We start from the raw sequence: 26,018 nt of genomic DNA, 5'->3' as shown, positions 1-26,018 counted from the left end.
CCATGAAAATTGCCTTCACTGCCCCGATGAAACCCCTGGATCATCCGGTCCCGTCCGGCGACCGGACCATGGGACGGTTGATCGTGAAGGCTCTGGAAAGTCTGGGGCACGAAGTGACGATTGCCAGCCGTTTCAGGTCCTGGCGCAAGGATGGCAGCGACGACATTCAGTCAGAGGTACGGAATGAGGCGCTGGCAGAGGCAGACCGGATAAGCGCCGACTGGCAACAATCAGGCTATCGGCCGGATCTGTTCCTGACCTATCATCTCTATCACAAGGCGCCGGACTGGATCGGCCCGGTGCTTGCCGACCGGTTCGACCTTCCCTATGCGATCGTTGAAGCCAGCCGTGCGCCGAAACGGCAGCAGGGCGACTGGGCCTTTGGGTTTGCCGCCGCGGATGAAGCCTTGAAGCGCGCCGATGCCGTTGCCGCCATCCACAACGCTGATGCCGAATGCCTTGCGGCGGTCGTGCCGCATCGTTGCCTGTCGGTCCTCCTGCCGTTTCTGGATGCCGATCCCTTTCTCGCCGCATCGACCAATGCCAAGCCGCTTGCGGCAAGTCCTTTGAAACTGCTCTCCGTGGGCATGATGCGCGAAGGCGACAAGCAGCGCTCTTACGAAGTGCTTGCCGCGGCACTGGGCGAACTTCGGGACCTGCCCTGGCATCTGACGCTCATCGGCGACGGCCCGATGCGCGAGCAGGTCCTTGCCCTGTTTCCACCCGAACGGATCACCTGGCTCGGCGCCCTTGCCGGTGACGACCTGCCAGCCCAATACGCGCGGCACGACCTCTTCGTCTGGCCCGCAATCCGGGAAGCATTTGGTCTCGTGTTTCTGGAAGCGCAGGCAGCAGGCGTCGGCGTGATTGCCGGTGACACATTCGGTGTTCCCGACATTGTCCGTGATGGCGAAACCGGAATGCTGTCCCCCGAGGGCGATGTATCCGCACTTGCCGCCAACCTCAGCCGAGCCATGCGGGAACCGGCGCTTGTGGACAGGCTTGGCCTGGCAGCCCGCCACCACATTCTTCATTTCCACACGCTTTCGGCAGGCGCTGCCCGGCTGGAAGCACTTGCCGAAAAGGCCATGCGGAACCACTTGAGCCGCCGGGAGACGAAAGACGCATGAGCTTCAAGGCCCTCATACATGTTCAGCATCTGCTCGGGACAGGCCATGTCGTGCGGGCCGCTGCCATCGGCAAGGCACTGGCAGCCAAAGGCGTTGAGGTGACACTTGCCAGCGGCAACACAATACCGCCGACACTCGACACCGGATCACTGAAGATCGTCGAACTGCCAGCCTGCAGAAGTCCGGACGCGACCTTCAAGCGTCTTGTGACTTTGGACAATGAAGATATTGACGATGCTTGGAAAATCGCCCGAGTTAAAGCATCGATTCAAGTTCTTGAGGCCGACGACTTCGACCTGCTCCTGACCGAGACCTACCCCTTCGGCCGTCGCCAGCTTGACTTCGAACTGGCCCCTCTTCTGGAAACCGCCAAGGCGAGCAGCAAGGTCCCGCTGATTGCCACATCCATTCGCGACATTCTGGTGCGCAAGAAGCAGCTCTGGAAAGAACGCTGGATGGCGGACCAGGCGCTGAAATTCTACGACCGGATCCTGATCCATTCCGATCCGGACTTCATCCGCCTTGCAGACAGTTTCCCCTTTGCCGAGGAGGTCGACCACCTGGTTCGGTACACCGGTTATGTCGGCGGCGATCCACGGCCTGCTGTGGAAGGACCGGATGGCGAGGACGAGGTGATCATTTCCTGCGGTGGCGGCGCCGTTGCCGAAAGCCTGCTGTCGGCGGCACTGGAAGCCAGACCACTGTCGCGCCGCGCGGAAGACACGCCGTGGCGAGTGCTGATCGGTCACGACATTTCCGACGACGCCTTTGCCATTTACCGGCAAAGCGCGGTGGATCGCGTCATTGTCGAGCGCGCCCGCCGCGACTTTCCGGACCTTTTGAAACGGGCGCGCCTTTCCGTCAGCCAGGCAGGCTACAACACCGTGCTCGACATTCTTCAGGCTGGTGTTCCGGCTGTCTTCGTGCCCTTTGCCCAGATCAACGAGACCGAGCAGACGCAACGCGCGGAAGCGCTTGCCGGCCATGGACGGGCGATCGTTACGCCGGAAGCAGACCTCACACCAGAGCGGCTTGCCGCTGCCATTGACGATGCGCTGGCTCTTCCGCGCAGCAAGCACACCGTCCGCCTGGGTGGTGCGGAGGAAAGTGCCCGTGTCCTGCTTCAAGACCTGAAAGACCGGATGTCATGACCACTGACCCGCAGCGCTTCCGGCAGGAGCTTACCGATCATCTCGACTGGTTTGCCGAACGCGGCCGCAAGGTCCGCTTCTGGTGGCGCGATGACGACGCTATCGAACCGACACCAGCTCTTGAACGCATGTTGTCGCTTGCCAACACCCACACGGTCGATCTGGCTTTCGCGGTCATCCCCAAGATGGCGACGAAAGCCCTTGCAGAACGGTTCGCCGATGAACCACATGCGCTGGTTCTGCAACACGGCTGGCAGCACAAGAATTTCCAGCGGAAGGACCTCGGCGAAAAAGCAGCCGAGCTTGGTTCCCGGCGGGATCCGGACGACCTGATGGCCGAGCTCAAGGCAGGTCATGACCGCCTGTGGGAACTCTTTGGCGACAAGTTCGTGAAGGCCATGGTGCCGCCCTGGAACCGGATCGATCCTGAAATCTCCCGCCGCCTTCCCGGCATCGGCCTGTCGGGTCTTTCTACCTTCACCTGGCACAACTTTCCGCGGGCGCATCAGCTCCAATCGCACATCGACATCCTGAAATGGAAAAAGCAGGTGCGCTTCATCGGCTGGGAAAGCGCGCGCCTGCGTTTCGACCTGCAGCTTACCCGAAGACGTAACACCGGCACCGAGCCGGTCGGCCTCCTGACGCACCATCTGGTGCATGACGACGGCTGCTTCGAATTTCTGGAGATCTTTCTGGAGATCGCCGCTCATCATGAGGGCGCTGAATGGCCGGACGTGAAAAGCCTCTTTGGCGAGAACGGATCCTGGCCGTTCGGGTGAGAGCATCTGTCTGAGGCAAGAGGCGCCAGACGAGCACAAACTATGCGTCTCCCCGGCCAAGCACCGCACAGATCCGGAGCCTACTCCCTGCGGTCGCCCGGGGTGGCCTTTTAGGGGTGATCTACTCCTGCCAGATGGTCTTCCTTACCAGAATGGATCAGGAGCTTGCAGCTTGGGCTGGTCTGCCGCATAGCTGCGCCAGATCCAAATCCGGTGAGTCGACGCAAAGGCCCAAGGCATGAAAGACACGCTCTATATTCTCGCGCCGGGCTTCGAAGACCCCGCCTATCCCGGCAAGGCCTTCTATTGCTGGCATTGCGCGCTCATGGAAGGCGTGCTCGCCTCGTTTCCGGAGCTTGCGGACCGGCTTGACGTTCGCCGCATTGCCTGGCCGAAACCGCGCAGGGAAGTGGCCGAACTTCTGGGGGAAGACAATCAGTCCCTGCCTGTGCTGGTGCTCTGCGAAGGCGGCTTCATCAATGACAAGGACGAGATCCTCGCCGCCCTCACCGAGCGCCACGGCTTTCCGCATCCTCATCCCTGACAGACAAAAATCAGACCTGTTTACAGTCTTCGTCTATTCCGCGGCTTCCAGTCGTTCCGGCTTCAGAGCAGCAGCAAATTGTTTGCGCAGGAGGGCGAGCTTCGGGTCGATATAGGTCTTGCAGAACGGGCGTTCCGGCCCCTTGGCATAGTAGTTCCGGAACTGTTCGTCCGAGGCCTTGAACTCGGCAAGCGTCATTACCCGCGTCACTAGCGGTTCGTCAAAGCGCTGCTGCAAGGCGCGCATCAGCCTTCCGACCTTCACACCAGTCCCGGCGTCATAAACGTAGACGGCGCTGCGATACTTGCCGCGCATCTTGTGGTGGGAGGTGCTGGAGTGGGTGCGCAGATGGATCTCGAGCAGGACCTCCAGCGGCAGCGCGACCGGATCGAAGGTCACCACCACCGCTTCTGACCAGGCATTTTCTGGCGGATCGGAGCGGATGAAGCCCTGTTCCACCTTCGAAATGCCAGCAATTGCCTGAAAGACGGCCTCCGTGCACCAATGGCACCCGCCGCCCAGCCCGATTTTCACCCCGGCCTCCAATGTCATGATCGATGCTCCCAGTGTGACGTCAGGCATTTCGTTTGCAAAACGGCTTGGCGGAGATTCCCCCAGACGAGATCTTATGCCGTCAATTGACAGGCAGCGCACAACATAAGATTGTGAGGCATGATCAATCGCGCGACCCTTCATCTAACCGTGGTGCATATCGTCGTTCCCGCAGGGGACGCGAGGGGATCACTGTTGGCTGAAGACATCTAGCCGGATCGCATCGCAACCCTGCTTCGAAGAGCAGGGTTTGTCAGATGCCTGCTCTCTCGATCCAACGAATGAGAGCAAAATGAGCATTTCAGACATCCCCGCGGAATTTGCACCGGTCTCCAGGCCAGGTAGCTGGCCTGAAGGCCTGATTATACGCGCCGAAACACCGGACGACGTGAACGGTTTGACCGTCTTGCAAGGTCTGCCGAAGTTCCGGGCAGGTACCTTGCGCCTGCCCTATCCCAGGCGCAAGGACGTCGAGGCCCGTGTGAACCAGTCCTCACCGGACAAGGTGTCCCTTGTCGGCATTTTGGGCGGGACGCTGGTCGCCGCCGCCGGTTTTGCCCGTTCCGCCGGACGGCGCGGACATGCGGCCAGTCTGGGCATGGGCGTACACGACGATTACACCGGACGCGGGATCGGCCGGGCGATGCTGACAGAGCTGATCGAAATAGCGGACAACTGGATGAACATCCGCCGCCTGGAACTGACCGTCTTCACCGACAATGAAGCCGCTGTCAGGCTCTATCAGACACTTGGCTTCGAAATAGAAGGCACCCACAAGGACTTTGCCTTCCGCTCCGGGTCGTTTGTCGACGCCTATGCGATGGCGCGGCTCAGGGTGTGAGTGAAAGGCGCCTGCTCCTGATCTCTTTCCTTGTCGTCCCGGTTTGCCGCACAAGCGGCAAGACCGGGACCCGGTATCCGTGAGACCCGGCCGAAAACCACGGCGGGGTCAGCAGATTACTGGATCCCGGCCTTCGCTGGGATGACAGGTTCCTCATGCCCGACATTGCAGAAAATCAAGGGTTTTGAAGCCATCCGGACAACAGCCACGGCAATGCAAACCACACGTGCTCCAGCCCCTTCTGCTCAGGCCGCTTCCCTTTTCTCCGCCACCTTCGGATTGGCCGCAAAGTCGATGGCGGCTTTGAGGACATCCGGATCGCCGATCTGGTTGGCGAGGATGAGGATCAGCCGCGCATTCATGCAGTTTGCTTCCTCGTCACTCATATGGCGCTGACTGGAGACCAGATACTCATAAAAGCCGTCCGGATCGGGAAGGTTTCGTGTCAGGTTCAGCTTCAGATTTAAGGCCATGGTTCATGCGCCTCCCATCGCGGTTTTCAAGGCGGCTTCCACCTTGTTGTCGTTGAAATAGCGCCAGCGAGCGGCAACATGCTGGTCCGGGCGGATCAGGTAGACCGTTCCGGGAGCCGCGTCGTAACGGGCTGCAAGTGTTCCGTCCTTGTCCTGCAGGTCCTTGCCCACACGCAGGACCCGGGCCTTGACGTTGCCGGCTGACACATCTGTTGCGGCTTCATCGCCAAAGACAAGCAAGGTAAACCCGTCGCCGATCTGGTTGAGGAACCAGGCCGCCTCGCCGTTCACGTTCACAGGTGCGTCCGCACAGCACGTGCCCGGGGACATCTTGCCTGCGAAACTGGATTCGTCGGCCGTGTTGAGCGTGCTTTCGACATAGGGTGTGGGCGCCGACAGACGTCCGGAGTTGACCAGCGGCTTGGCAAAGTCGGTCACCTCGGAAAGATCCAGAACCGCGTCCCGGAACCTGCGAGAGGCCTCGTTTTTCGGTGTGATGAAATCGGTGGACCTGGTCGAGTTCAGCAGGTTGTCGTCCGCCGCGAAGGCTCGCTCCGTGTGGTAGCTGTCGATGAGACTTTCCGGGGCGTCTCCGTCCAGCACCAGTTTCAGCTTCCAGCCCAGATTGTCGATGTCCTGCACGCCGGTGTTGGCGCCGCGTGCGCCGAAGGGTGAAACCTGATGGGCAGCATCGCCCGCGAACAGTACCCGGCCATAACGGAAGTTATCGATCCGCCGGCAGGCGAACTGGTAGACGGAGGCCCATTCCAGCTCGAACTCCTTGTCCTCTCCCAGCATCGCCTTGACGCGGGGAATGATGTTTTCCGGCTTTTTCTCTTCTTCCGGATCGGCCTCCCAGCCAAGCTGAAAATCCAGCCGCCAGACATCGTCGCACTGCTTGTGCAGAAGAGCAGACTGCCCCCGGTGGAACGGCGGGTCGAACCAGAACCAGCGTTCGGTCGGAAAATCGGCTTTCATGATGATGTCGGCGATCAGGAACCGATCCTGGAAGAACTGGCCGGAAAAGCCTGCCCCGACCATCTTGCGTGTGTCGGAGTTGGCGCCATCGCAGGCAACCACCCAGTCTGCTTCCATCTTGAAAACGCCGTCAGGCGTTTCGACGGTCAGCACGACATGATCGTCCCCCTGCTGCAGGTTCAGGAGCTTGTGCTTCCAACGCAGGTCTATGAGGTTCGATTTCTGAGCCTCGTCGACCATGTATTCCTCCAGATAATATTGCTGGAGGTTGATGAAGGCCGGGATCTTGTGGCCGTCTTCCGGCAGAAGGTCGAATGTGTAGGCAAGGTCGTCGCGGAAGAAGACCTTGCCGATCTTCCATTCGATACCCTTGTCGATCATGCGTGTGGCGCAGCCGAGCCTGTCCCAGATCTCCAGCGGTCGCTTGGCGTAACAGACCGCGCGCGAGCCAATGGAAACGGTGTTGTTGTCGTCCAGAACGACGGTGGGGATGCCCCGCTGGGCGAAATCAAGCGCAGCCGTCAGTCCGATCGGCCCAGCCCCGATCACCACCACCTTGTGGCGCTTGACCGTACCTGTCTGCTGCTCCTCCGACTGACGATAACTGTATTGCGGATATTGATAGGTCTGAAACATCGGGCTCTCCTCCCAGATCCGCCAAGGCGGCATCAATCGAACGGCATTTGCCGCACTGGCGGCATGTGTCTTGCTCACACATCGGCCAGCTCTTTGGCGTGCAGCCATTCAGCGTGTTTCGGGGCCCTTTTGGTCTTCGACCATTCTTCCAGCATCTGCCACTTGACCTCGTCCAGACGAGCCAGAAGCTGGTCTTCTTCGGGATCCGGGCAAGCCAGTTCGACACGGTGACCGTTGGGGTCGAAGAAATAGATGGAGTGGAAGATTGAGTGGTCGGTCACGCCTAGAACCTCGACACCGTTCTTTTCCAGGTGGTCCTTGAACGCAATCAGCTCGTCCCGATCCTTCACCTTGAAGGCGATATGCTGCACCCAGCGCGGCGTATTCGGGTCAAACCCCATCTCGGGTTTGGTCGGCAGTTCGAAGAACGCCAGGACGTTGCCGTTTCCGGCATCCAGGAAGACGTGCATGTAGGGATCGGGATCGTGGGTGGAGGGCACATGATCTTCGGCGATCGCCAGAACAAAATCCATGTTCAGCATCTTGCCGTACCATTCCACGGTTTCCTTGGCGTCCTTGCAACGATAGGCGACGTGATGCATCTGCTCGATCTTCATGGGACCGCTCCTCCAAATTAGTTACATATGTAACCATATAGCTCCACAGCCTACCCGCCTTGATCTAAGTCAAATTGGTTACATTCGTAACTAATCTGAAGGCCAATCCACGCAACACCGTCACCCCGGACAAATGCGACCAAGTCGAACACCGATCCGGGATGACAAACCCTCCTCAAAATCAGGCGATCAACCTCGTGTTGGAATTGACAGGCCATGACCTGCGTTCTCATATGAGGTACCTGCCAGCGAGGAGCTTTCCATGTCCGCTCACGAGCACGATCATTCCCACGATCACGACCATTCCGAATTGAGCGAGATAGAGCTGCGTGTACGCGCTTTGGAAACGCTGCTGACGGAAAAGGGATATATCGATCCCCCTGCCCTGGACGAGTTGATCGAGACTTACGAAACCAAGATCGGCCCCAAGAACGGCGCCCGCGTTGTTGCGCGGGCCTGGGCGGATGCAGACTACCGAGACCGGCTCCTGAAAGACGCGACCTCAGCGATTGCCGAGTTCGGTTTCACGGGCCGTCAGGGTGAACACATGGTGGCGGTCGAGAATACCGACCAGACCCACAACATGGTCGTTTGTACACTGTGCTCCTGTTATCCCTGGACAGTGCTGGGCTTGCCGCCTGTCTGGTACAAGTCCGCTCCCTATCGGTCCCGCGCCGTGCGCGACCCGCGAGGTGTTCTGGATGAATTTGGCGTAATGCTGCCGGATGATACCGAAGTCCGCGTCTGGGATTCGACGGCTGAAATCCGCTATCTGGTGATCCCCAAACGCCCTGCGGGAACAGACGGATGGAGCGAGGAACGTCTGGCGGATCTCGTCACCCGCAACAGCATGATCGGTACCGGCCTGGCGCTCGATCCTTCCGAACTGGAGGATGCGGCATGAACGGCGCCCAGGATCTTGGTGGACAGATGGGCTTTGGCCCCATCGAACTGGAAGAAAACGAACCCAACTTCCATGCCAAATGGGAAGAACGCGCGTTTGCGGTAACGCTGGCCATGGGCGCAACCGGCTCCTGGACGCTTGATGCCTCGCGCTTTGCCCGAGAATCCTTGCCGCAAGTTACCTACCTGACCTCCAGCTATTACGAGATCTGGACCAGGGGCCTTGAAAAACTTGTGCTGGCCAATGGCCTCGTTACGGAAGAGGAACTGAAACAAGGCCGGAAACTTGAAGCCGCGAAGCCGGTCAAGCGCGTGCTCTCGGCTGACGCTGTTGCCGGAGTTCTGGCCAAGGGTGCACCGGTCGACCGAGAGGAACATCAGCCCGCCCGTTTTCGTGTCGGTGACAAGGTCCATACGCGGCGCATGAACCCAGAACACCACACTCGCCTTCCCCGCTATGCCCGCGATGCTGTTGGCACGATCGAGGCCATTCACGGCGTTCATGTGTTTCCGGATACCAACGCGCACGGCGAAGGCGAACAGCCGACCTGGCTTTATGGTGTCCTCTTCAAGGGGACCGACATCTGGGGTCCTGGCAGCGATCCCAAGCTTTCCCTGCGTATCGATCTCTGGGAGCCTTATCTTGACCTTGCCCGATAAGTTTCTCGAAACGCCGCGCCTGCCGCTGGATGAAGACGGCGGGCCGGTGTTCGGTGCTCCCTGGGAAGCCAGGGTTTTCGCCATGACGGTGAAAGCCCATGAAGCCGGAGTGTTTACCTGGGGCGAATGGGCTGAAGCTCTGGGCGCCGAGCTTGCCAAGGATGGCGACGGAAGCGGCGAGACCGAAGGCTATTACGACCGTTGGCTGGCGGCCTTCGAAGGTCTGCTCACAGCCAAGAACATTGCCGCAGCCGGACAACTTGCAGACCTGCGCAAGGCCTGGGACGACGCGGCCAGGGCCACGCCGCACGGCGCACCAATCGCTCTTCAGAGGTCCTGAGGGAGACCATGCGCCTGTTGCTTCCGCCTCCGGTCGTCGTCGGTATCGGACTGCTTCTGCTGTATGCAGGCGCCAGGCTGTTCCCGGCGCTGAACCTCACCTTTTCAGGTCAGACTTCGATCGCCGCGGTGTTCCTCATCGCTGGACTGGCAATTGGCGGACACGCGCTTTTTCGCTTTGTCATGGCGGGAACGACCTTCAACCCCATAACGCCGGATAAAGCCAGAACTCTGGTGACCCGAGGTTTCTACAGGGTGTCGCGCAACCCGATGTATGTCGCCGACGTTCTACTGCTGCTGGCATTCGGCATCTACCTCGGCACAGCGACGGTTTTCGCCGTCGTTCCGGCTTTTGTCTGGTACCTGACCGAATTCCAGATCAGGCCTGAAGAAGAGCATCTGAAGCGCCTGTTCGGTCAGGAGTATCTCGACTATTGCGCGCGCGTTCGCCGCTGGCTCTGACAGCTGGCAACGTCACTCAATTCCCGAGGTAGAGACTGCTCTTTTCCTTGAAGGCGTCGGCCGCAAAGCGAAGAAAGGTTCGGACCCTGGCGACGTTCTTCAGGTCCGGATGGGTCAGGATCCAGATATCGAAGTAACGGCTCGGCTCGACGCCCGGCAGACGGATCAAGTCGGGATCAGGATCCCCCAGAAAGCAGGGCAAACGGCCGATGCCCATGCCGGCCCTTACGGCTGCATGCATCGTGATCATGTCGTCGGTGACCGTTGCCACCTCGCCATTGGGGTACCGATCGCGCATTTCCTTCGGCACCTTGTTGCCCCACCATTTGAAGGCGATGAAAGGCACTGCCTGCGATGTGACCGTTTCGAGCGCCGCGTCCCGGTATCGGCGGGCAAAGTCTCGCGACACGTAGAAACAGCGGTTCTGGCCTGTGGCAAGACGGCCAAACAGGCTTTCATCGGGCTTGTCGGTGACACGCACCGCGATATCGGCCTCGCGCCGGTGCAGGCTCAGAATTTCGTTGGCCGCATTCATGGTAACGTCGATGCCCGGGTGCCGCTCCTTGAAGCGCGCGACAATCTCGGCCAGTTGCACCTGGAAAATTAGCTGTGCTGCCGTGACACGCAGCGGGCCTTCGAGTTCGGCATCCTTGGCGGCAATGCGCATGTCCAACGCAAGCACTTCCAATTCCATCCGGCGGGCGGCTTCAACCGCCTCTTCGCCTGCGGTGGTCGGCGTGAACCCTTCCGGAAGACGATCGAACAGACGTGCGCCGATTTCCTCTTCCAGCGCCGACAGCCGCCGCGACACAGTTGAATGCGTTACACCAAGGCTGCGGGCGGCCTTGGTCAGGCTGCCGGCATTGGCAATGGCGAGCACGAATTTCAGATCATCCCAGCTATACATGGCACGTGCATTTTTGCACAGTTCGGTTACGAATTTGAAGAATTTTTCGCAAGCCGCCTCTGCGATACGATTCTGGCATCTCAAGCAAAGGAGACTAAGAGATGTCCATTCAAGCGATTGCCATGATCACGGTGACGGATCGCGAAGCGCTCGGCGCCTATCGTGAAAAAGCTGCAGACGCTCTCGCCCGCCATGGCGGCAGCGTCATTGCAGCGGATCCCGAACCGCTGGTCCTGGAAGCGGCTATCGATGCCCCGAACATGGTTGCCCTGCTGTCCTTCCCCACGCCCGATGCCGCCAAGGCCTGGCATCGCGACCCGGACCTTGCCGATGTGCACGCCCTTCGGAACAAGGGCGGCAAATCGACGATTGTCGTGCTTCCGGGTTGATCACCTGTCACTTGGCAAATCGTCCTCCCGAGGAGGATCATCAGGCGCACTCCAGGAACGGGGGAGCCGCTGCCTGAGCACGCCGCCCCCCCCTGGAATCAAAACAGTCCTGCTTCCTCAGACCGAGGAAGCAGGACTGTGTTCGCCATATTCAATGCAGTTTTTCGGGCTCTCCGGCGCTTACCGTACCGGCTTCACCAGGCGCATGCGCCAGGTGACGCCTTTCTTGTCGGAGACGAGACGATAGTCATCGAGCACTTCCCACTTGCTGGTATCGTCGGTTGCTTCCCAGAGCTTGTTGATCAGCTTGTTTGCACCTGACTCCGGCTTTTTCGGTGAATACATCGACAGCGCGATAACACCGTTTTCCTTCAGGAACGGGACGTAGCGGGCTACAACGGCAGCCGGGTCATCCGCGAAGTGAAGAACCTCGTTGAAGACAATGGCGGAGAACGTTTCACCTTCCTGCGCTTCGAAAGTGTGCATGTCGCCTGCCCGCAGGCTGGCGATGGCCGGGTCGACATTGGCGATCTGCAGGGAAGCCGGGGAAAGATCCATGCCGACATAGCGCTTGACGCCCATGGGCTGCAAACGCTCGTAGAGCAGGCCTTCGCCGCAGCCGATATCGAGAACGTCATCCATGGAGCCGGTCAGGCTAAGCCACATGCCGATAATGCCATATCGGCCGCTTTCAGGCAGCGAGCGCAGGAAGGCCCAGCGACCGGCTTCATATTCCTCGTCCCAGCCAGCGGCGGTGGTGGCATTCTTCGACATTGTGACTTCCTAACAGCAAGACGGGCCAGAACGGCCCGCCGGTTCTTCAGATTTCAGATGCATCACTTATAGGGATCTGCCGCGTCGCGCAAACCATCGCCAAGGAAATTGAACGCCAGGACGACAATGATGATCGGCAGCACCGGAGCCATCAGCCATGGATAGACGGTCACCACCGAAATGTTCTGCGCTTCGTTCAAGAGAACACCCCAGGAAACCGCCGGCCGACGCAAACCGAGGTTAAGATAGGACAGCGCAGTCTCACCCAGGATCATGGACGGGATCGACAGCGTCGCCGACGCGATGATGTGGCTTGTGAAGCCCGGCAGCAGATGCCGCGTGATCACGCGCTTCGGCTTGGCCCCCATCAGGACCGCCGCCTTGGCGTATTCCTCTTCACGCAGGGACAGCAGCTTCGACCTGACGGCACGCGCTAGCCCGGGCCAATCCAGCAGACCAAGGATGATCGTCAGGCCGAAATAGATCCAGACGGGGCTCCAGGTGACAGGTAGCGCCGCAGAGAGTGCCATCCACAGAGGCAGTTCGGGAAGAGAGCGCAGGATCTCGATCGCCCGCTGGATCAGACTGTCGATCCAGCCGCCGAAATAGCCGGCGATTCCACCGAAGAAGAGCCCTAGAACAATTGAGATCACGACGCCGATCAGACCGACAGTGAGTGACAACCGGGCGCCGTAGACCAGGCCCGAGAACTGATCGCGGCCAAGCCGGTCCGTTCCGAACAGGAACATCGTGCCGCCTTCCGCCGGGCACACAAGGTGGAAGGACGCGTCCCAAAGCCCCCAGAACTTGTATTTTGCGCCGCTGCAGAAGAAGCGGAGCGGCTGGACATTGGTCGGATCGTCCTTGAACACCCATTGCAGGGTTTCCATGTCGATTTCCGAGGTCATGCCGTAGACGAACGGGCCGACGAGCTTGCCTTCGTGAAACAAGTGGATCGGTTGCGGCGGAGCATAAAGATGCATGCTGTCGCGGCTGTTGGCGCCATAGGGCGCAATTACTTCGGCAAAGGGAACGCAAAGATAGAACAGGATCAGGACCACGCCTGACCAGACCGCTATTTTGTGGCGCTTGAATTTCCACCACATGATCTTCCATTGGGAAGCCTGGTAGAAGCGCTCCTGCTCGGCGGTCATCTCCTCGGTGACAGCCGGGTTGAACGGCGTCGGATCGACGTAATGCTCGACTTCGCGCGTGGGCGTGTTCTTCACGTCCATGGTCATGACGAGGCCCTCCCGCCAAGACGAATGCGCGGATCGAGAACTGCCAGCAGCAGATCGGAGATCAGCATGCCGATCAGCGTCAACATGGCAACGAACAGCAGAATGAACCCTGACAGGAACTGATCCTGCGATTGTAACGCGGACACAAGAACCGGACCGACTGTCGGAAGGCTCATCACCACCGAAACGATCACCGAGCCAGAAACAAGCGACGGGATCAGGTTGCCGATGTCGGCGATGAACGGGTTGATGGCCATGCGCAGGGGATATTTGACCAGCAGGTGGTTTTCCTTCAGCCCCTTCGCCCGGCCCGTGGTGACATATTGCTTGTGAAGCTCGTCAAGCAGGTTGGCGCGCAAGCGCCGGATCATGGCCGCCGTGCCGGAGGTCCCGATCACGATGGTCGGGACAATCAGATGCGCCAGCACCGACATCGCCTTGTCGAAGCTCCAGGGCTGATCGATGTACTGAGGATCCATCAGGCCACCGACGGACAGGCCGAACCAGCGATTGAAGAAATAGAGCAGAATGAGCGCAAGCAGAAAATTGGGGGTGGCAAGACCGATATAGCCCAGGAAAGTGAACCCGTAGTCCCCCCAGGAATACTGACGCGTTGCAGAGAAAATACCGATGGGGAACGACACCACGTAGACGAACAGGATCGTCGCGAAGTTCAGGACCACGGTCAAGGGAAGTGTCGGTCCTATGACCTGCTCCACCGGCTTGTCGAATTCGAACGACCAGCCCCAGTTGCCCTGGATCAACCCGTCGAAACCGTGAGGCCCCGGCCAGAGGCCGACCCAGATGAGATAGCGCTCCATGAAGGGACGATCGAGAGAGAATTCCTTTCGCAGGAACTCGAGCTTGGCAACCGAGGAACTTTCACCGGAGGACTTCAGGGCAGCAATCTGGTTGGAAATGTAATCACCGGACGGCAACTCGATGATGAAGAAAGTCAGCAGACTGATCACCAGCAAGGTGGGACCCATCATCAAAATACGTCGGACAATGTAATAGAGCACCTAAACTCCCCTCAGCCCCGGCACTTTGCGCAAATCAGGCTCTGATTTCTGCACTTAAAGTCAAATTCGGTTTCGATAGTATGACGTTTTTCAACCAAGAGTCAGTCCCCGGAAAAACGTCTGGCGGAACGGGCCGGATCAAGTCAGCCAGTCGCCTTTAAAGCGTTCGGTTCGGATAATCTTCCGAACCGAACGATATCTCTGGCAGTTTCCCCGGCCGGTTGGTGTCAGAACCAGCCGGACCGGAAAACAAGCGGAACTGCGGCTTACTTGGCCATGTAGAATTCATCCATGCGGTGAATTCCGAAATGGGCGCCGGGATCCCAGCCGTAGATACCTTCAAGCGGTACGTTTTCGACGTTCTTGATCACAACCGGCTGACGAACGCCGGAAACCAGACCGATATGAATGGTTTCGTCGGCATGGATCTGGAGCATTTCTTCCCAGATCTCGGTGCGCTCTTCCGGCGTTCTGGAGCTCAACCATGCGGTATAGAGTTCCATCAGACGCTCGGCCGGGGCCCAGTCGGGTTTTTCGCCGCCCTCACCCTGGGTTTCGAAGTAGTCACCCCACTTGTGCCACGAAAACGCGTCGCCACGCACAGGAGCAAAGTCTTCCGGCGGCATTTCGGACGTCGGAATGCCGTTCTCGAAGCCGGACCAGACAGACATCAGCAGGTCACCGGTGATGGCGCGCTCGCGCATGTTGTCACGCTGGCTCGGCTTGGCAAACAGAGCGACGCCGATCTCTTTCCACATTTCCTTGACCAGCTCCAGGGCGTCATCCTGGACCTGTTCCTCGCCAGCGGTCTCCACGATAATTTCCAGCGGACGGCCATCGGACATCAGACGAATGCCGTTTCCGTTGCGCTTGGTGAGGCCGATTTCGTCCAGAAGCGCGTTCGCCTGTTCCGGATCGTATTCCGCCCACTTGGTGGTGAACTCGGCCTTGTAAAGCGGGCTGGACGCCAGAACCGTGTCGTTGCCCGGTGTTCCCAGCCCGAAGAACAGGACCCGGTTGAGCAGGTTGCGATCAATCCCGAGCGACAGGGCATGACGGAACTTCGTGTTGCGCATCAGTTCACGCCAAACCGGATCCTTGACCGTCAGGTTCGGCAGGATCGAGATCTCCGCACCCTTGGTGTTGGACCAGAGCGCGGTGACATAGTCATTGTCCTTTTCGCCCTTCTTCAGGACGGTAATGTCGGCGAAGTTGAGGTTACGTGCCTGCAGGTTGCTTTCACCAGCCTGTGCCTTGGCCGGGATCAGCTTGCCGTCGGCAACCGTCATGATGATTTCGTCGACATAAGGAAGCTGCTGACCGGTGCTGTCGACCCGGTGATAGTATGGATTGCGTTCCAGAACGAAGCGCAGGTCGCTGTCATCGCGGTTGCGCACCCAAGGCTGCAACGACGGCATGTCGACGTTCTGCGCGTTGTACATGTCGTCTTTTTTGTTATGGAGCGGTGCCCAGTCCCGCGCCTTCACCTTTGCAGCTTCCTTGGCGATCACATCAGGATCGCCGTATTTCTCGTGGAACTGCTTCAGATAGTGGGCTGGCCGATAGATGAACGGCGGACGGGACTTTGCCAGTTCCGGCAGGAACAGCGGGTTCGGCGTATCCCAGGTAAAGCGGACGGTGGTTTCGTCCAGGACCTCGAACTTGGGGCCTTTGCCGTTGGCCAGCAGGTACGGCGGCAGACCTGACGGGGTCAGGCTTTCGTTGCTGACAATGTCCTCGAAAAAGTAGCGGAAATCCTCGGCACCGAAGGGATGGCCATCAGACCACTTGTGGCCGGCACGCGTGTGAAGCGTGAAAATGCGGCCATCTTCAACATCGACGTTCGCCAGGATATCGGGAACCAGTTCCAGTTGCTCGTTGTAGCCAACGAGGCGGGCATAGCCCCAAACGTTGATCAGTCGGACATCCTTTGCCCGGCCGATCAGGGTGTCGATCTTGCCTCCCGGCTTGCCGACGGTTCGACCCTTGGCTTCAAGATCAACGATCAGAGGGTCGGAGGGAACCCGTTCCGCCACAGGTGGCAGAGACGGATCAAGGCCCGGTGTTTCCTTCAGCTCCAACGCGGCAAGTGGCCCCGCTATCAGAGCGACGGTCAGGAAAAGACCGGCCCTTACGGAATTCAAAAACTTCATGCTGCAGTCCCCTCAAGCGCCCCGGCATTCTTCAGGCCAGGTGCGCAGACAAAGTGATCCGGTTCCATTTCCACCAGCGACGGCGCCTGGCCGTCGGTCAATCGGAAAGGTTCCGGCCAAGATTGCGGCTCCGATGCTCTGTTGGCATCTAGGGCGGCAAAATCCAGTGGTGCCGACAGGTCCGGCTCGGGCACGGCCGAAAGCAGGGCTTTCGTGTACGGGTGCAGCGGATTGCCGACGACAGTTCGTGTTTCCCCCATCTCGACCAGTCGGCCACGGCACATGACCGCGATCCGGTCGGCAACATAGTCGACCACGGCCAGGTTATGGCTGACAAAGAGATAGGTCAGGTTCAGGTCGCGCTTGAGATCCTGCAGAAGGTTCAGGATCTGCGCCTGTACAGAGACGTCGAGCGCCGAGGTCGGTTCGTCGCACAACAGGAATTCCGGGTTGAGCGCGAGAGCTCGAGCGATCCCGATGCGCTGGCGCTGACCGCCGGAGAACGAATGCGGATAGCGGCGCAGGAAACGCGGGTCGAGCCCCACCAGGTTCATCAGATTGCGTGCGCGCTCGGCCCGCTCCTGAGGGGTGCCGATGCCGTGCACCTCAAGGGGTTCCATCAGTGTGTCGTTGATGGTCATGCGCGGGTTGAGCGAGGAGAACGGGTCCTGGAAAATAAGCTGCACGCGGCGGCGATAGTCCATCAGTTCCGCGCCCTTGAGCTTGGAGATGTCTTCCAGCCCCTTGCCGCGATTGTAGAGGACATTGCCGCCCTCGATACCGATTGCCCTCAGGATGGCCTTTGCCGCGGTGGTCTTGCCGGAACCCGATTCCCCTACGAGACCGAGACACTCGCCACGGCGGATCGTCAGGTTGATGCTGTCGAGCGCGGTCATGGTCTTGACCTTGCCACCAAGGAAAGACCCCTTGCGCAAGGTGAACCGTTTGGTGACATCGCGCATTTCGACCAGTGGCTCGCCCGGCTTGACATCGCAATGCGGGCGATTGGCCGTCAATTCCTCCGAACGGACCTTGATGGGCCGGATCGGCACCAGCCGCTCGTCCCGGTCCATGTGGAAGCTCGGGACCGCGTTGAGCAGAGCCTTCAGATAATCGTGCTTGGGATCGGAGAAGAGCTGCTGGGCAGTGCCCTTTTCCATAATGCGGCCGTGATAGATCACCGCGATTTCATCGGCCATATTGGCGACCACGCCAAAGTCGTGGGTAATCATCAGGACGGACATGCGCAGTTCGGCCTGAACTTCGCGAATGAGTTTCAGGATTTCCGCCTGAATTGTGACGTCGAGCGCGGTGGTAGGCTCGTCCGCGATCAGCAGCGCGGGGCGGCAGATCATGGCCATCGCGATCATCGCGCGCTGGCGCAGCCCGCCTGAGAGTTCGAACGGATAGGTGTCGAGCGCGCGCTCGGGATCGGGGAACTGGACCAGGCTCAGCATGGTCTTGGTCAGTTCGCGTGCCTCGGCGCTGGAAACGTTGCGGTGTAGAAGTGCGGCTTCGCCGATCTGGTCGCCAATGGTATGCAGCGGCGACAGCGACGTCATCGGCTCCTGGAAAATGATGGCAACCCGGTTGCCGCGCAGGTGCCGCATCTGCGGTCCCTTGCGCTCAAGCGCAGCGATATCGACAGGCGGCTCTGCGCCGGTCGGATCCGCCAGGATCACTTTCCCGGATGTAATGGATGCAGCCTGGGGCAGAAGACCCATGATCGTCTGCGATATGACCGTCTTGCCCGACCCGGATTCGCCCACCAGCGCGACAGTCCGGTTCTCGGGTACGACAAATGACACATTGTCGACCGCCCGGACCTGACCTTCCGCCGTATTAAAATCAACCGTCAGTCCCTCAATCGAGAGAACATTCACCGCGCATTTCCTCCCAGGCAAGGATTGTCTGACAGAGGCTTACTAAGCCCTCATTGCATTTGAAAGACAACCAAATTCGCCAGTGGATAGCAATGCAGGATTCATGAAAACAAACTGTGATGATAATCACAGTTTGCAAGAGCAGACCCGTTCCGCCACTCGATTAACGGGTGCAACCGAACGTTAAACTGCAATTGTCGAACGAACCTGAAATCATTTTTTCTGCGTTCATCTGAACACGAAACAGACTAGCTGGAAGCCTGGCCGGCGATCCAGCGGTCCGGAAGGAATCACTCCGCGGCAGACACCGGCCGCTCCACGGGCCTGTGTACCGGCTTTGACTGCGGAAAGGGATCGAGCCAATAGACTTCCATCTGCCCGCTTCGGCCACGCAGGTGATGCGCGCCGACCGGCCGCTGGTGCCGCTCACCAGGCAGATGCGCAACGGTGTCCGCACTCGCCAGGATGACGACTTCCGGGTTTTCGGGAACTTCCTTGCCAAGCGTCTGCAGGCGTTCGGCCGCGTTCACGGTGTCGCCGACAACGGTATAGTTCCAGCGATCAAGCGCGCCGACGTTACCGACAACCGCCGGGCCGGTGTGAATACCGATCCGAAGCGCCATCTGCGGACGCCCCTGGGTAACCGCGTTCAGATTCGACTGATGCAGCGCGGCTGCAATCCGGCGTGCGGTTCTGACAGCAGCCTCCGCATGGTCCGGACGGGCATCGGGCGCGCCCCAGAAGGCCAGCATGCCATCCCCCAGGAACTTGTCGACCGTGCCGCCCTCGCCTTCGACAGCCTCGACCAGGATGGCGAAATGGTCATTCAGCAGGCTGGCGGTCTCTTCCGCACTCAGGTGCTCGGACAAGGCCGTGAAGCCGACAATATCGGTAAAGAGGATCGTGAGTTCGGCACCACGCGCCTGTGCAGCATTCCCGCCTCCCAACCGCATCAGCTTGATGAAGAGCGAGCGCGGCACATAGGTGTTCATGGCCTTGAGGCCTTCAACCATGGAATTGAAGGCGAGCGCCACCTGATCGATCTCCGCAACGCGGCTGCGCGGCAGGGGCTCAACCTCGTTGAGCGACAGGCTGCCGATGCGCTTGGACTGAACTGCAAGATAGCGCAACGGGCGGGCGACGCGCCGCCCCATCCAGAATGCGATCAGCACCGACACAACCAACGCGCCGAAGCCGACGAACATGGAACCCGCAAGACGCCGCAGCTCCCGGGAGACCGTCGCGCTGAGGTAATACTGCCCGACAGTCCAGGGCCTGTCGCTGAAACCATCCAGCTGGGCCTTCATGACGATATATTCTTCGTTGTTTGCATCAACGGTGGAGACGTCGATGCCAAGTTCCGCGGCTTTCTTGAATTCGTCCAGCTTTTCTTCATTTACCATGGCAGCCAGAACAGGGTCGCCGATCGTCTGCCAGGAGCCCGGCAACTTGTCCTGAATGCTGCCGCCGGTCTGGAGCCAGGGAGCGTCCGAATGCAGGATCACCTGATCGCCGTCCGCGATGATGAAGACGGTGTTGTCGCCGCCCTCGTCCTGCGCAGAAACGATGTGGGCAAGTTCTTCCATGGACGTCGCAGCCGTCAGCATGCCGGCAACCTTGCCGTCCCGCACCAACGGCACCGAAACATTCGCGAAAAGACCGACCTCGTGTTTGACGAGCGGGCCCCAGGTCGGCGGACTGTCGGCGCTCAATTGCGGCATTTCCTGCATGTTCATGCCGGGTGGCGGTGCGTCGGTTTCAATCCGCCACAGTTTGCCGGTCGGTGCCCGATAGATCCCCAGCTTGCTTCTGTCGGTCGAAGTCACCACCAGCGTGGTGATGTCGTGATTGGATTTCAGCGCGATCGAGAGATCCTGCAGCGTCCTTTCCGTATCGTCGAAGCCGAGCGTGCCGTCGTCGAAATAGGGTTTCAGGCCGATGATCGCGTTTTCGACAGACACGAAATGCGTCCGCAACTGCGTCTCGAGCGCCTGAGTGCTCAGGATCGTCTTGTCATTCAGCAGGGAAAACGTGTTGCGAAAGTTGGCCGAGACAGACAGGCCCAGCACAAGACCGATCGCAATCGCAACGAACGCACCGAACCCCAGCCCGACGATAGTCGTCAGGGGCAGCATTATGCGCCGGCCGGTGCGTTTCGATTTTTTCATTGGGCGGTGACCCTTGTTGCGAACAGGCAGCTTACCTGCATGACGGTTTCCGTCAAATTAAGGCAAGCTTTCGACTTTCCACCGCAAAGGACTGCCACCGCGATGTCTTTTGCCTTTAGCCGGTCAATCGACGCAGGGCCAGTTCCTGCAGCAAGATAATGGTTTTTGCGTCCATGATTTCACCCGAGCGGATCATCTCGAGCGCCTGGTCGAGCGGAACGTGCATCACCTCGATATCTTCGCCCTCGGTTTCCTTGCCGCCACCTTCGGCGACCTTGTCCTTCAGATGGTATGTCCCGCGGAAGAATGCCACATATTCGGTTACGGATCCCGGACTGCTGAATGCATCGAACAGATGTTCCAGGTCCGAAACCTCAAATCCTGTTTCCTCGATAAGCTCCGCCCGCATGCGATCCTCCGGATGCGCACCTTCCAGAAGACCGGCAGGTGCTTCGATCAACATCGGGTCTCGGCCGGCAGCCCAGACTGGCAGCCGGAACTGGCGCGTCAGCAGCACGCAATTGCGTTCCGGATCGTAGAGCAGGCAGGTTGCCCCATGCCCTCTGTCGTAGACTTCACGCACCTGCTCCTGCCAGTCGCCGTCCCGGCGCCTGTACTCGATCCGGTGGCGGGTCAGCGTTCCCCAGGAATTGGACAGAACTTCGCTATCGGAGACCTTGAGGTAATCCGGGGTGCTCATGGCAGTGCTTTCTTCGTTCAGGATTTCGGGTCAGACGTGATGCCCAGTTCCTTCAGGATTTCTTCCGTGTGCTCGCCAAGTGCCGGTGCGGCGCGGTCCAGCACGAGTGTCCCGTTCCGAAACCTGATGGGTGTGCGGACGGAGGCAACGGAGCCGCCTTCGACTCCGGTTGCCGGCAGGTCGACCTTCATATCCCGGTGCAACACCTGCTTGTCGTTGAAGACATCTTCCACGGAATTGATCGGTCCAGCCGGAACTCCCTCGCCTTCAAGCGCGGTCAGGAGGTCGTCGCGGGCTCTCGTCGACGTTTCAGCCGTCAGGATCGGCACAAGGTCCGAGCGGGAGGCAACTCGCGCTGCGTTGGTGGCGTAGCGGGGATTGTCGGCAAGTTCCGGCAGGCCAAGAACAGCACAAAGGCGCCTGAACTGGCCATCATTGCCAACCGCGATGATCAGATGCCCGTCGCTGGCCGGAAAGACCTGATAGGGAACGATGTTGGGATGCGCATTGCCCAGACGTTTCGGCGCCTTGCCGGAAACAAAGTAATTGAGCGCCTGGTTGGCCAGCACTCCGACCTGCGCATCGAGCAATGCCATGTCGACCCATTCGCCTTCGCCGGTTTCATCGCGGCGGCGCAAGGCGGCAAGAACGCCGATGACACCGTAAAGCCCGGTAAAGATATCCGCGAACGCCACCCCGATCTTCTGCGGGTCGCCTTCCGGGTCCCCGGTCAGATCCATGATGCCGCCCATGCCCTGGATCATGAAGTCATAGCCGGCCCGATGAGCGTAGGGACCGTCCTGACCGAACCCGGTGATCGAACAATAGATCAGCTTCGGATTGACCTTGGAAAGGCTGTCGTAGTCGAGGCCGTATTTGGCGAGCCCACCGACCTTGAAGTTCTCGACCAGAATGTCGGCATCCGCCACCAGGCGGCGAACGAGGTCCTGACCTTCCTTTGTGCGAAAGTCGACCGCAATGGAACGCTTGCCGCGGTTACAGGCATGAAAATAGGCGGCATCCCGGTCCGCGCCCGCCTCGTCCTTGACGAATGGCGGTCCCCAGCCCCGGGTATCATCGCCTTGCGGGCTTTCCACCTTGATGACGTCTGCCCCCAGGTCCGCTAGGGTCTGGCCCGTCCAGGGCCCGGCCAGAATGCGGGCCAGTTCGACAACCTTGATGCCTTTGAGCGGCGCGGTCATGTGTCTCTTCCTGAATAGTGCCGACGGTCAGGCTTCTGATGTCTTGCGATAGATATGATAGCGACCCCGGTGAATGCCATCCGGCTTTTTCAGGGGCTCGTAATTCGGCAGGTTGAGTTCGAGCGCGCACAGGATAATTCCGCCGACGGCCATGTGGGCATCTATTGAAGGAGCCAGCCAGGAAGCTGTCGCAAGGTCATTTGTAGGATCAGCCGAACCGATGTCGATATGGGCGAACGACGCCTTCGCCCCGATCCGCGGCCCACAGAAAACAAGCGTGTCGCGAATGTTGCCGAGGATCATGTGATGCGCGTCCGGAGCGCAGCTCGGGTGGCAGTCCATGGCGAAATCGAATACGAAAATTTCCTTGTTCGGATAAATCTCGCGCAAGTGGTCATAGGTTCTGCCATTGCCCAACCCGAGTTCCAGGATAGGCCCGTCGACTTCGTTGACCTTGTCGACCAGAAATTCGAGCAATGTTTTCTGGGATGTCATTCGACGAATAAAACTGTCCAAACGGCTCATTAAAAAATTCCCTGCAACTTACGACGCTCCTGACATAGACAATGCCCCGGCTGCCGTCAAAACCTCCCGTCCGTATTTAGGTGTTATCAAAGGCTGACGGAATACCAGCCCTTGCGGAAGGTCAAACAGGACTTTGCCGTAATCTGCGATCATGCTAACGCCTTAGGTCATCCTCACATTTTCATGAGGGTGCGGTTGCGGCCTCCAAAAAGGGCCTTTCGGCCAGGCACAGGCAGGCAATTGCGCCTAACATCAGCAGGAGAATTCGATGCGTTCAGAAACGGCGCCGGCCATACGGCTGGAAGACTATCAACCGCCACTTTATCGCATCGACAAGGTCGCCCTGAACGTTGAACTCGCCCCCGGCGCAACCCGCGTTACCGCGACTCTTGAGGTCAGCAGGCAACCGGGAACAGAGGCCGGCGCCCCGCTTGTGCTGGATGGTGACGAATTGTCACTTGCGGGCATCAAGCTGAACGGCGAAGCGCTTGCCGAGACTGCCTATGCAGCGACAGCCGATCGTCTCGAACTTGCCTCACCGCCTGCCGATCCGTTCGAGCTGACACTCGTGACCGAACTCGATCCGGACGCGAACACGAAGCTGATGGGGCTCTACCGCTCTTCGGCAACCTATTGCACCCAATGCGAGGCCGAGGGCTTTCGCAGGATTACCTATTTTCTGGACCGACCGGATGTCCTTGCCGTTTACACGACACGTCTGGAGGCCTCGAAGAAAGACTGCCCCGTTCTCCTGGCCAACGGCAATCTGACGGAGACAGGAGATATCGACGGCACCGGCAGGCATTATGCCGTGTGGCACGACCCGCACCCGAAACCGGCCTATCTGTTCGCACTGGTTGCAGGCGATCTCGCCGAAGTTCCGGACACGTTCACCACCATGTCCGGCAAGGAGGTCGCACTCAACATCTACGTCGAGCATGGCAAGGAGAGCCTGTGTGACTGGGCCATGGATTCGCTAAAGAGGTCCATGCGCTGGGACGAGGAAGTGTTTGGCCGAGAATACGATCTGGAGGTGTTCAACATCGTCGCCGTGTCGGACTTCAACATGGGCGCGATGGAAAACAAGGGCCTCAATATCTTCAACGACAAGTACGTTCTGGCCGACCCGGAAACGGCAACCGACCAGGATTATGCCAATATTGAAGCCGTGATCGCACACGAATACTTCCACAACTGGACCGGAAACCGCATCACCTGCCGGGACTGGTTCCAGCTGTGCCTGAAGGAAGGCCTGACGGTGTTCCGCGACCAGGAGTTTTCGTCCGACATGCGCTCGCGCGCGGTCAAGCGCATTGCCGATGTGCGCTTGCTGAAGTCGCATCAGTTTCCGGAGGATGCAGGCCCGCTCGCACACCCCGTGCGTCCGCGAACCTATCATGAAATCAATAACTTCTATACGGCGACTGTCTATGAAAAAGGCGCCGAGGTTGTTCGCATGCTGCAGACGCTTCTGGGCGAACCGAAGTTCCGGGCCGGACTGGACCTCTATTTCGACCGCCATGACGGCGAAGCAACCACAATCGAGGCATTCCTGTCCTGCTTCGAGGAAGCATCGTCCACCGATCTTGAACAGTTTTCGCTCTGGTACGAGCAGGCAGGAACACCAGTCGTGTCGGTGGAAACGGAATATGATCCCGACCGCAAGTCCTTCACCGTTTCATTGTCCCAGGAAATCCCGCCCATTGCCGGCCAGAAGTCCAGCAAACCGGCAGTCATCCCGCTTCGTTTCGGGTTGATCGGCCCCAATGGCGAGGACATGGAGACAGGCTCCGTGGAGGGTGCCAACGTCGCCGGCGATGTGCTTGTGCTCGACAAGGCTCACCAGGACGTCGTCTTCCACAATGTCGCTGCCGCTCCCGTTCTGTCTCTCCTGCGCGGTTTCTCCGCTCCCGTTCGTCTGAACCAGCCCCTGCATTCCGAGGAGCTCCTGTTTCAGGCAGCACAGGATCGGGACCCGTTCAATCGATGGCAGGCGGTGCAGACGTTGGCGATGCAGGACCTTGTGAGGCTTGCAGGTCTGGTCCGTGACGGCTCGGAAGGCACGCCGTCCGAAGACGTCATCGGTGTGTTCGCGTCTGTTCTGGGTGAAACCCAGCTGGATGAAGCCCTGCGTGCACAGGCACTCACGTTGCCCAGCGAAGCGGATGTCGCACAGGAAATCGGCAAGGACGTCAACCCGGACGCCATTCATACGGCCCGCCAGATGCTGCGGCGCGCAGTTGCCGCCCGCATCGCATCTTCCCTCGTCCCGTTCATTACCGACCAGTCCGCAGGTGGAACCTTTTCGCCGGATGCGCAGGCAGCCGGAAAACGAGCGCTCGCAAACCGTTGCCTGCATTATTATGCAGTCTCCGACGCAGCCGATGCGACTGACCTGGTCTGGTCGCGGTTTGCCTCTGCCGACAACATGACTGACCGCCTCGCGGCCCTCACCCTTCTGGTACACGACCATATGCCACGTGAAGAGGAAGCGCTTGCAGCTTACCGCGAGCGGCACACGGACAGCTCTCTGGCCATGGACAAGTGGTTCATGACCCAGGCCACCGCACCTGGCAACGAAACGCTGGACCGGGTCAAGGCATTGATGTCGGACCCATCCTACGATGCCGGCAACCCGAACCGTGTCCGCTCGCTGCTGCAATCCTTTGCCACCGGCAACCCGACACAATTTGCCCGGATGGATGGTGCCGGATTTGAACTGATCGCCGAATCAGTTCTGGAGATCGACAAGCGAAATCCACAAGTGGCATCGAGACTTCTGACGAGCTTCCGCTCGTGGCGCGCACTTGACCCACAAAGAAGTGCCCTTGCTGAATCTGCCCTCTTGAGGATTTCAGCATGCGAAAATCTGTCGAGAGACAGCCGTGACATCGTCGACAGAACCTTGCAGTAGTCTGCAATACTGAGAAAGGTTAACGAAAGAACGGAAAATCCGGATTTGCGTTAACCATTTTATTCTTTGACGGGT

The 26,018-nt window shown here is 59.3% G+C and carries 25 protein-coding genes; 11 read left to right on the top strand and 14 right to left on the bottom strand.

Going from position 1 to position 26,018, the window contains the following annotated elements; translation table 11 throughout:
* Positions 1 to 2 precede the first annotated feature (2 nt).
* From ACVDG9_RS07900 to ACVDG9_RS07885, 4 genes are all read left to right on the top strand, one after another.
* Positions 3 to 1,130 (top strand): glycosyltransferase family 4 protein, encoded by a 1,128-nt coding sequence (locus tag ACVDG9_RS07900; protein ID WP_447237688.1) that lies wholly within the window; start codon positions 3 to 5, stop codon positions 1,128 to 1,130.
* Entirely contained in the window at positions 1,127 to 2,281 is a 1,155-nt protein-coding gene (locus tag ACVDG9_RS07895; RefSeq protein WP_447237687.1) for a glycosyltransferase family protein, read from the top strand. Before ACVDG9_RS07900 ends, ACVDG9_RS07895 begins: the two co-directional genes overlap by 4 nt.
* On the top strand, positions 2,278 to 3,060 hold the full coding sequence (locus ACVDG9_RS07890; protein WP_447237686.1) for a polysaccharide deacetylase family protein: 783 nt from the start codon (positions 2,278 to 2,280) through the stop codon (positions 3,058 to 3,060). The genes ACVDG9_RS07895 and ACVDG9_RS07890 overlap by 4 nt, the downstream gene beginning before the upstream one ends.
* Positions 3,061 to 3,298: 238 nt before the next feature.
* Positions 3,299 to 3,604: a DUF3088 domain-containing protein gene (locus ACVDG9_RS07885; protein ID WP_447237685.1), complete on the top strand. Its 306-nt coding sequence runs from the start codon at positions 3,299 to 3,301 to the stop codon at positions 3,602 to 3,604.
* 33 nt (positions 3,605 to 3,637) lie between these two features.
* Here ACVDG9_RS07885 and ACVDG9_RS07880 read toward each other — a convergent pair whose 3' ends face one another.
* Positions 3,638 to 4,156 carry a peptide-methionine (S)-S-oxide reductase gene (locus ACVDG9_RS07880; protein ID WP_055658752.1) on the bottom strand — a complete coding sequence of 173 codons (519 nt, stop codon included), beginning with the start codon at positions 4,154 to 4,156 and terminating at the stop codon, positions 3,638 to 3,640.
* A gap of 292 nt (positions 4,157 to 4,448) precedes the next feature.
* Between ACVDG9_RS07880 and ACVDG9_RS07875 the strand changes: the two genes are divergently transcribed.
* Entirely contained in the window at positions 4,449 to 4,997 is a 549-nt protein-coding gene (locus ACVDG9_RS07875) for a GNAT family N-acetyltransferase (RefSeq protein WP_447237684.1), read from the top strand.
* Positions 4,998 to 5,242: 245 nt separating this feature from the next.
* Here the strand turns inward: ACVDG9_RS07875 and ACVDG9_RS07870 are convergent, their stop codons facing one another.
* The 3 genes from ACVDG9_RS07870 to ACVDG9_RS07860 all read right to left on the bottom strand — a co-directional run bounded on the left by ACVDG9_RS07870 (position 5,243) and on the right by ACVDG9_RS07860 (position 7,701).
* On the bottom strand, positions 5,243 to 5,470 hold the full coding sequence (locus ACVDG9_RS07870; protein ID WP_447237683.1) for a DUF2783 domain-containing protein: 228 nt from the start codon (positions 5,468 to 5,470) through the stop codon (positions 5,243 to 5,245).
* Positions 5,471 to 5,473: 3 nt separating this feature from the next.
* Positions 5,474 to 7,084: an FAD-dependent oxidoreductase gene (locus ACVDG9_RS07865; protein WP_055659540.1), complete on the bottom strand. Its 1,611-nt coding sequence runs from the start codon at positions 7,082 to 7,084 to the stop codon at positions 5,474 to 5,476.
* 74 nt (positions 7,085 to 7,158) lie between these two features.
* Positions 7,159 to 7,701 carry a VOC family protein gene (locus ACVDG9_RS07860; RefSeq protein ID WP_022997798.1) on the bottom strand — a complete coding sequence of 181 codons (543 nt, stop codon included), beginning with the start codon at positions 7,699 to 7,701 and terminating at the stop codon, positions 7,159 to 7,161.
* Between the two features lie 262 nt (positions 7,702 to 7,963).
* On the opposite strand from ACVDG9_RS07860, the gene nthA reads away from it, so the two are divergent.
* The 4 genes from nthA to ACVDG9_RS07840 are packed head-to-tail and all read left to right on the top strand — an operon-like array spanning position 7,964 to position 10,065.
* Complete coding sequence (gene nthA, locus ACVDG9_RS07855) at positions 7,964 to 8,605, top strand: nitrile hydratase subunit alpha (RefSeq protein ID WP_228869050.1); 642 nt, start codon at positions 7,964 to 7,966, stop codon at positions 8,603 to 8,605.
* Complete coding sequence (gene nthB / locus ACVDG9_RS07850) at positions 8,602 to 9,264, top strand: nitrile hydratase subunit beta (RefSeq protein WP_447237681.1); 663 nt, start codon at positions 8,602 to 8,604, stop codon at positions 9,262 to 9,264. The genes nthA and nthB overlap by 4 nt, the downstream gene beginning before the upstream one ends.
* The gene (locus ACVDG9_RS07845; protein WP_439896009.1) at positions 9,248 to 9,604 is read left to right on the top strand and encodes a nitrile hydratase accessory protein; all 357 of its coding nucleotides are present in this window, start codon (positions 9,248 to 9,250) and stop codon (positions 9,602 to 9,604) included. Before nthB ends, ACVDG9_RS07845 begins: the two co-directional genes overlap by 17 nt.
* Before the next feature lie 8 nt (positions 9,605 to 9,612).
* On the top strand, positions 9,613 to 10,065 hold the full coding sequence (locus ACVDG9_RS07840; RefSeq protein ID WP_022997802.1) for a methyltransferase family protein: 453 nt from the start codon (positions 9,613 to 9,615) through the stop codon (positions 10,063 to 10,065).
* Positions 10,066 to 10,081: 16 nt separating this feature from the next.
* Here the strand turns inward: ACVDG9_RS07840 and ACVDG9_RS07835 are convergent, their stop codons facing one another.
* Complete coding sequence (locus tag ACVDG9_RS07835) at positions 10,082 to 10,972, bottom strand: LysR family transcriptional regulator (protein ID WP_022997803.1); 891 nt, start codon at positions 10,970 to 10,972, stop codon at positions 10,082 to 10,084.
* A 101-nt stretch (positions 10,973 to 11,073) separates the two neighbouring features.
* Here ACVDG9_RS07835 and ACVDG9_RS07830 point away from each other — a divergent pair, with 101 nt between their 5' ends.
* A complete protein-coding gene (locus ACVDG9_RS07830) occupies positions 11,074 to 11,361 on the top strand; it encodes a DUF1330 domain-containing protein (protein WP_055658736.1) in 288 nt (95 codons plus the stop codon).
* 180 nt (positions 11,362 to 11,541) lie between these two features.
* Here the strand turns inward: ACVDG9_RS07830 and ACVDG9_RS07825 are convergent, their stop codons facing one another.
* The 9 genes from ACVDG9_RS07825 to ACVDG9_RS07785 all read right to left on the bottom strand — a co-directional run bounded on the left by ACVDG9_RS07825 (position 11,542) and on the right by ACVDG9_RS07785 (position 22,999).
* The gene (locus tag ACVDG9_RS07825; protein ID WP_022997805.1) at positions 11,542 to 12,135 is read right to left on the bottom strand and encodes a class I SAM-dependent methyltransferase; all 594 of its coding nucleotides are present in this window, start codon (positions 12,133 to 12,135) and stop codon (positions 11,542 to 11,544) included.
* Positions 12,136 to 12,197: 62 nt separating this feature from the next.
* Complete coding sequence (locus ACVDG9_RS07820; protein ID WP_447237680.1) at positions 12,198 to 13,376, bottom strand: ABC transporter permease; 1,179 nt, start codon at positions 13,374 to 13,376, stop codon at positions 12,198 to 12,200.
* On the bottom strand, positions 13,373 to 14,398 hold the full coding sequence (locus ACVDG9_RS07815; protein ID WP_031268102.1) for an ABC transporter permease: 1,026 nt from the start codon (positions 14,396 to 14,398) through the stop codon (positions 13,373 to 13,375). The genes ACVDG9_RS07820 and ACVDG9_RS07815 overlap by 4 nt, the downstream gene beginning before the upstream one ends.
* Before the next feature lie 266 nt (positions 14,399 to 14,664).
* Complete coding sequence (locus ACVDG9_RS07810) at positions 14,665 to 16,551, bottom strand: ABC transporter substrate-binding protein (RefSeq protein WP_022997808.1); 1,887 nt, start codon at positions 16,549 to 16,551, stop codon at positions 14,665 to 14,667.
* Positions 16,548 to 18,434: an ABC transporter ATP-binding protein gene (locus ACVDG9_RS07805; protein WP_447237679.1), complete on the bottom strand. Its 1,887-nt coding sequence runs from the start codon at positions 18,432 to 18,434 to the stop codon at positions 16,548 to 16,550. Before ACVDG9_RS07805 ends, ACVDG9_RS07810 begins: the two co-directional genes overlap by 4 nt.
* 290 nt (positions 18,435 to 18,724) lie before the next feature.
* Positions 18,725 to 20,602, bottom strand: a complete 1,878-nt coding sequence (locus tag ACVDG9_RS07800) for an adenylate/guanylate cyclase domain-containing protein (RefSeq protein WP_289806927.1) — start codon at positions 20,600 to 20,602, stop codon at positions 18,725 to 18,727.
* 115 nt (positions 20,603 to 20,717) lie between these two features.
* Positions 20,718 to 21,302, bottom strand: a complete 585-nt coding sequence (locus tag ACVDG9_RS07795) for an NUDIX domain-containing protein (RefSeq protein WP_022997811.1) — start codon at positions 21,300 to 21,302, stop codon at positions 20,718 to 20,720.
* A gap of 17 nt (positions 21,303 to 21,319) precedes the next feature.
* On the bottom strand, positions 21,320 to 22,504 hold the full coding sequence (locus ACVDG9_RS07790) for a CaiB/BaiF CoA transferase family protein (protein WP_447237678.1): 1,185 nt from the start codon (positions 22,502 to 22,504) through the stop codon (positions 21,320 to 21,322).
* Between the two features lie 27 nt (positions 22,505 to 22,531).
* The gene (locus ACVDG9_RS07785; protein ID WP_055658721.1) at positions 22,532 to 22,999 is read right to left on the bottom strand and encodes a class I SAM-dependent methyltransferase; all 468 of its coding nucleotides are present in this window, start codon (positions 22,997 to 22,999) and stop codon (positions 22,532 to 22,534) included.
* A gap of 298 nt (positions 23,000 to 23,297) precedes the next feature.
* On the opposite strand from ACVDG9_RS07785, the gene pepN reads away from it, so the two are divergent.
* Entirely contained in the window at positions 23,298 to 25,943 is a 2,646-nt protein-coding gene (pepN, locus tag ACVDG9_RS07780) for an aminopeptidase N (RefSeq protein ID WP_447237677.1), read from the top strand.
* Positions 25,944 to 26,018 lie beyond the last annotated feature (75 nt).

Source organism: Roseibium sp. RP-7 (assembly GCF_053005225.1).
This window is presented reverse-complemented; position numbering and strand designations above follow the sequence as displayed.

What these genes read in the sequence shown, in the direction of transcription:
- ACVDG9_RS07875 (WP_447237684.1), top strand. Translation starts at nt 4,449, where the DNA reads ATGAGCATTTCAGACATCCCCGCGGAATTTGCACCGGTCTCCAGGCCA.
- ACVDG9_RS07820 (WP_447237680.1), bottom strand. Translation starts at nt 13,376, where the DNA reads ATGACCATGGACGTGAAGAACACGCCCACGCGCGAAGTCGAGCATTAC.
- ACVDG9_RS07840 (WP_022997802.1), top strand. Translation starts at nt 9,613, where the DNA reads ATGCGCCTGTTGCTTCCGCCTCCGGTCGTCGTCGGTATCGGACTGCTT.
- ACVDG9_RS07785 (WP_055658721.1), bottom strand. Translation starts at nt 22,999, where the DNA reads ATGACATCCCAGAAAACATTGCTCGAATTTCTGGTCGACAAGGTCAAC.
- ACVDG9_RS07900 (WP_447237688.1), top strand. Translation starts at nt 3, where the DNA reads ATGAAAATTGCCTTCACTGCCCCGATGAAACCCCTGGATCATCCGGTC.
- ACVDG9_RS07870 (WP_447237683.1), bottom strand. Translation starts at nt 5,470, where the DNA reads ATGGCCTTAAATCTGAAGCTGAACCTGACACGAAACCTTCCCGATCCG.
- pepN (WP_447237677.1), top strand. Translation starts at nt 23,298, where the DNA reads ATGCGTTCAGAAACGGCGCCGGCCATACGGCTGGAAGACTATCAACCG.
- ACVDG9_RS07880 (WP_055658752.1), bottom strand. Translation starts at nt 4,156, where the DNA reads ATGACATTGGAGGCCGGGGTGAAAATCGGGCTGGGCGGCGGGTGCCAT.
- ACVDG9_RS07835 (WP_022997803.1), bottom strand. Translation starts at nt 10,972, where the DNA reads ATGTATAGCTGGGATGATCTGAAATTCGTGCTCGCCATTGCCAATGCC.
- ACVDG9_RS07865 (WP_055659540.1), bottom strand. Translation starts at nt 7,084, where the DNA reads ATGTTTCAGACCTATCAATATCCGCAATACAGTTATCGTCAGTCGGAG.
- ACVDG9_RS07790 (WP_447237678.1), bottom strand. Translation starts at nt 22,504, where the DNA reads ATGACCGCGCCGCTCAAAGGCATCAAGGTTGTCGAACTGGCCCGCATT.
- ACVDG9_RS07860 (WP_022997798.1), bottom strand. Translation starts at nt 7,701, where the DNA reads ATGAAGATCGAGCAGATGCATCACGTCGCCTATCGTTGCAAGGACGCC.
- ACVDG9_RS07795 (WP_022997811.1), bottom strand. Translation starts at nt 21,302, where the DNA reads ATGAGCACCCCGGATTACCTCAAGGTCTCCGATAGCGAAGTTCTGTCC.
- nthA (WP_228869050.1), top strand. Translation starts at nt 7,964, where the DNA reads ATGTCCGCTCACGAGCACGATCATTCCCACGATCACGACCATTCCGAA.
- ACVDG9_RS07825 (WP_022997805.1), bottom strand. Translation starts at nt 12,135, where the DNA reads ATGTCGAAGAATGCCACCACCGCCGCTGGCTGGGACGAGGAATATGAA.
- nthB (WP_447237681.1), top strand. Translation starts at nt 8,602, where the DNA reads ATGAACGGCGCCCAGGATCTTGGTGGACAGATGGGCTTTGGCCCCATC.
- ACVDG9_RS07830 (WP_055658736.1), top strand. Translation starts at nt 11,074, where the DNA reads ATGTCCATTCAAGCGATTGCCATGATCACGGTGACGGATCGCGAAGCG.
- ACVDG9_RS07800 (WP_289806927.1), bottom strand. Translation starts at nt 20,602, where the DNA reads ATGAAAAAATCGAAACGCACCGGCCGGCGCATAATGCTGCCCCTGACG.
- ACVDG9_RS07810 (WP_022997808.1), bottom strand. Translation starts at nt 16,551, where the DNA reads ATGAAGTTTTTGAATTCCGTAAGGGCCGGTCTTTTCCTGACCGTCGCT.
- ACVDG9_RS07890 (WP_447237686.1), top strand. Translation starts at nt 2,278, where the DNA reads ATGACCACTGACCCGCAGCGCTTCCGGCAGGAGCTTACCGATCATCTC.
- ACVDG9_RS07895 (WP_447237687.1), top strand. Translation starts at nt 1,127, where the DNA reads ATGAGCTTCAAGGCCCTCATACATGTTCAGCATCTGCTCGGGACAGGC.
- ACVDG9_RS07885 (WP_447237685.1), top strand. Translation starts at nt 3,299, where the DNA reads ATGAAAGACACGCTCTATATTCTCGCGCCGGGCTTCGAAGACCCCGCC.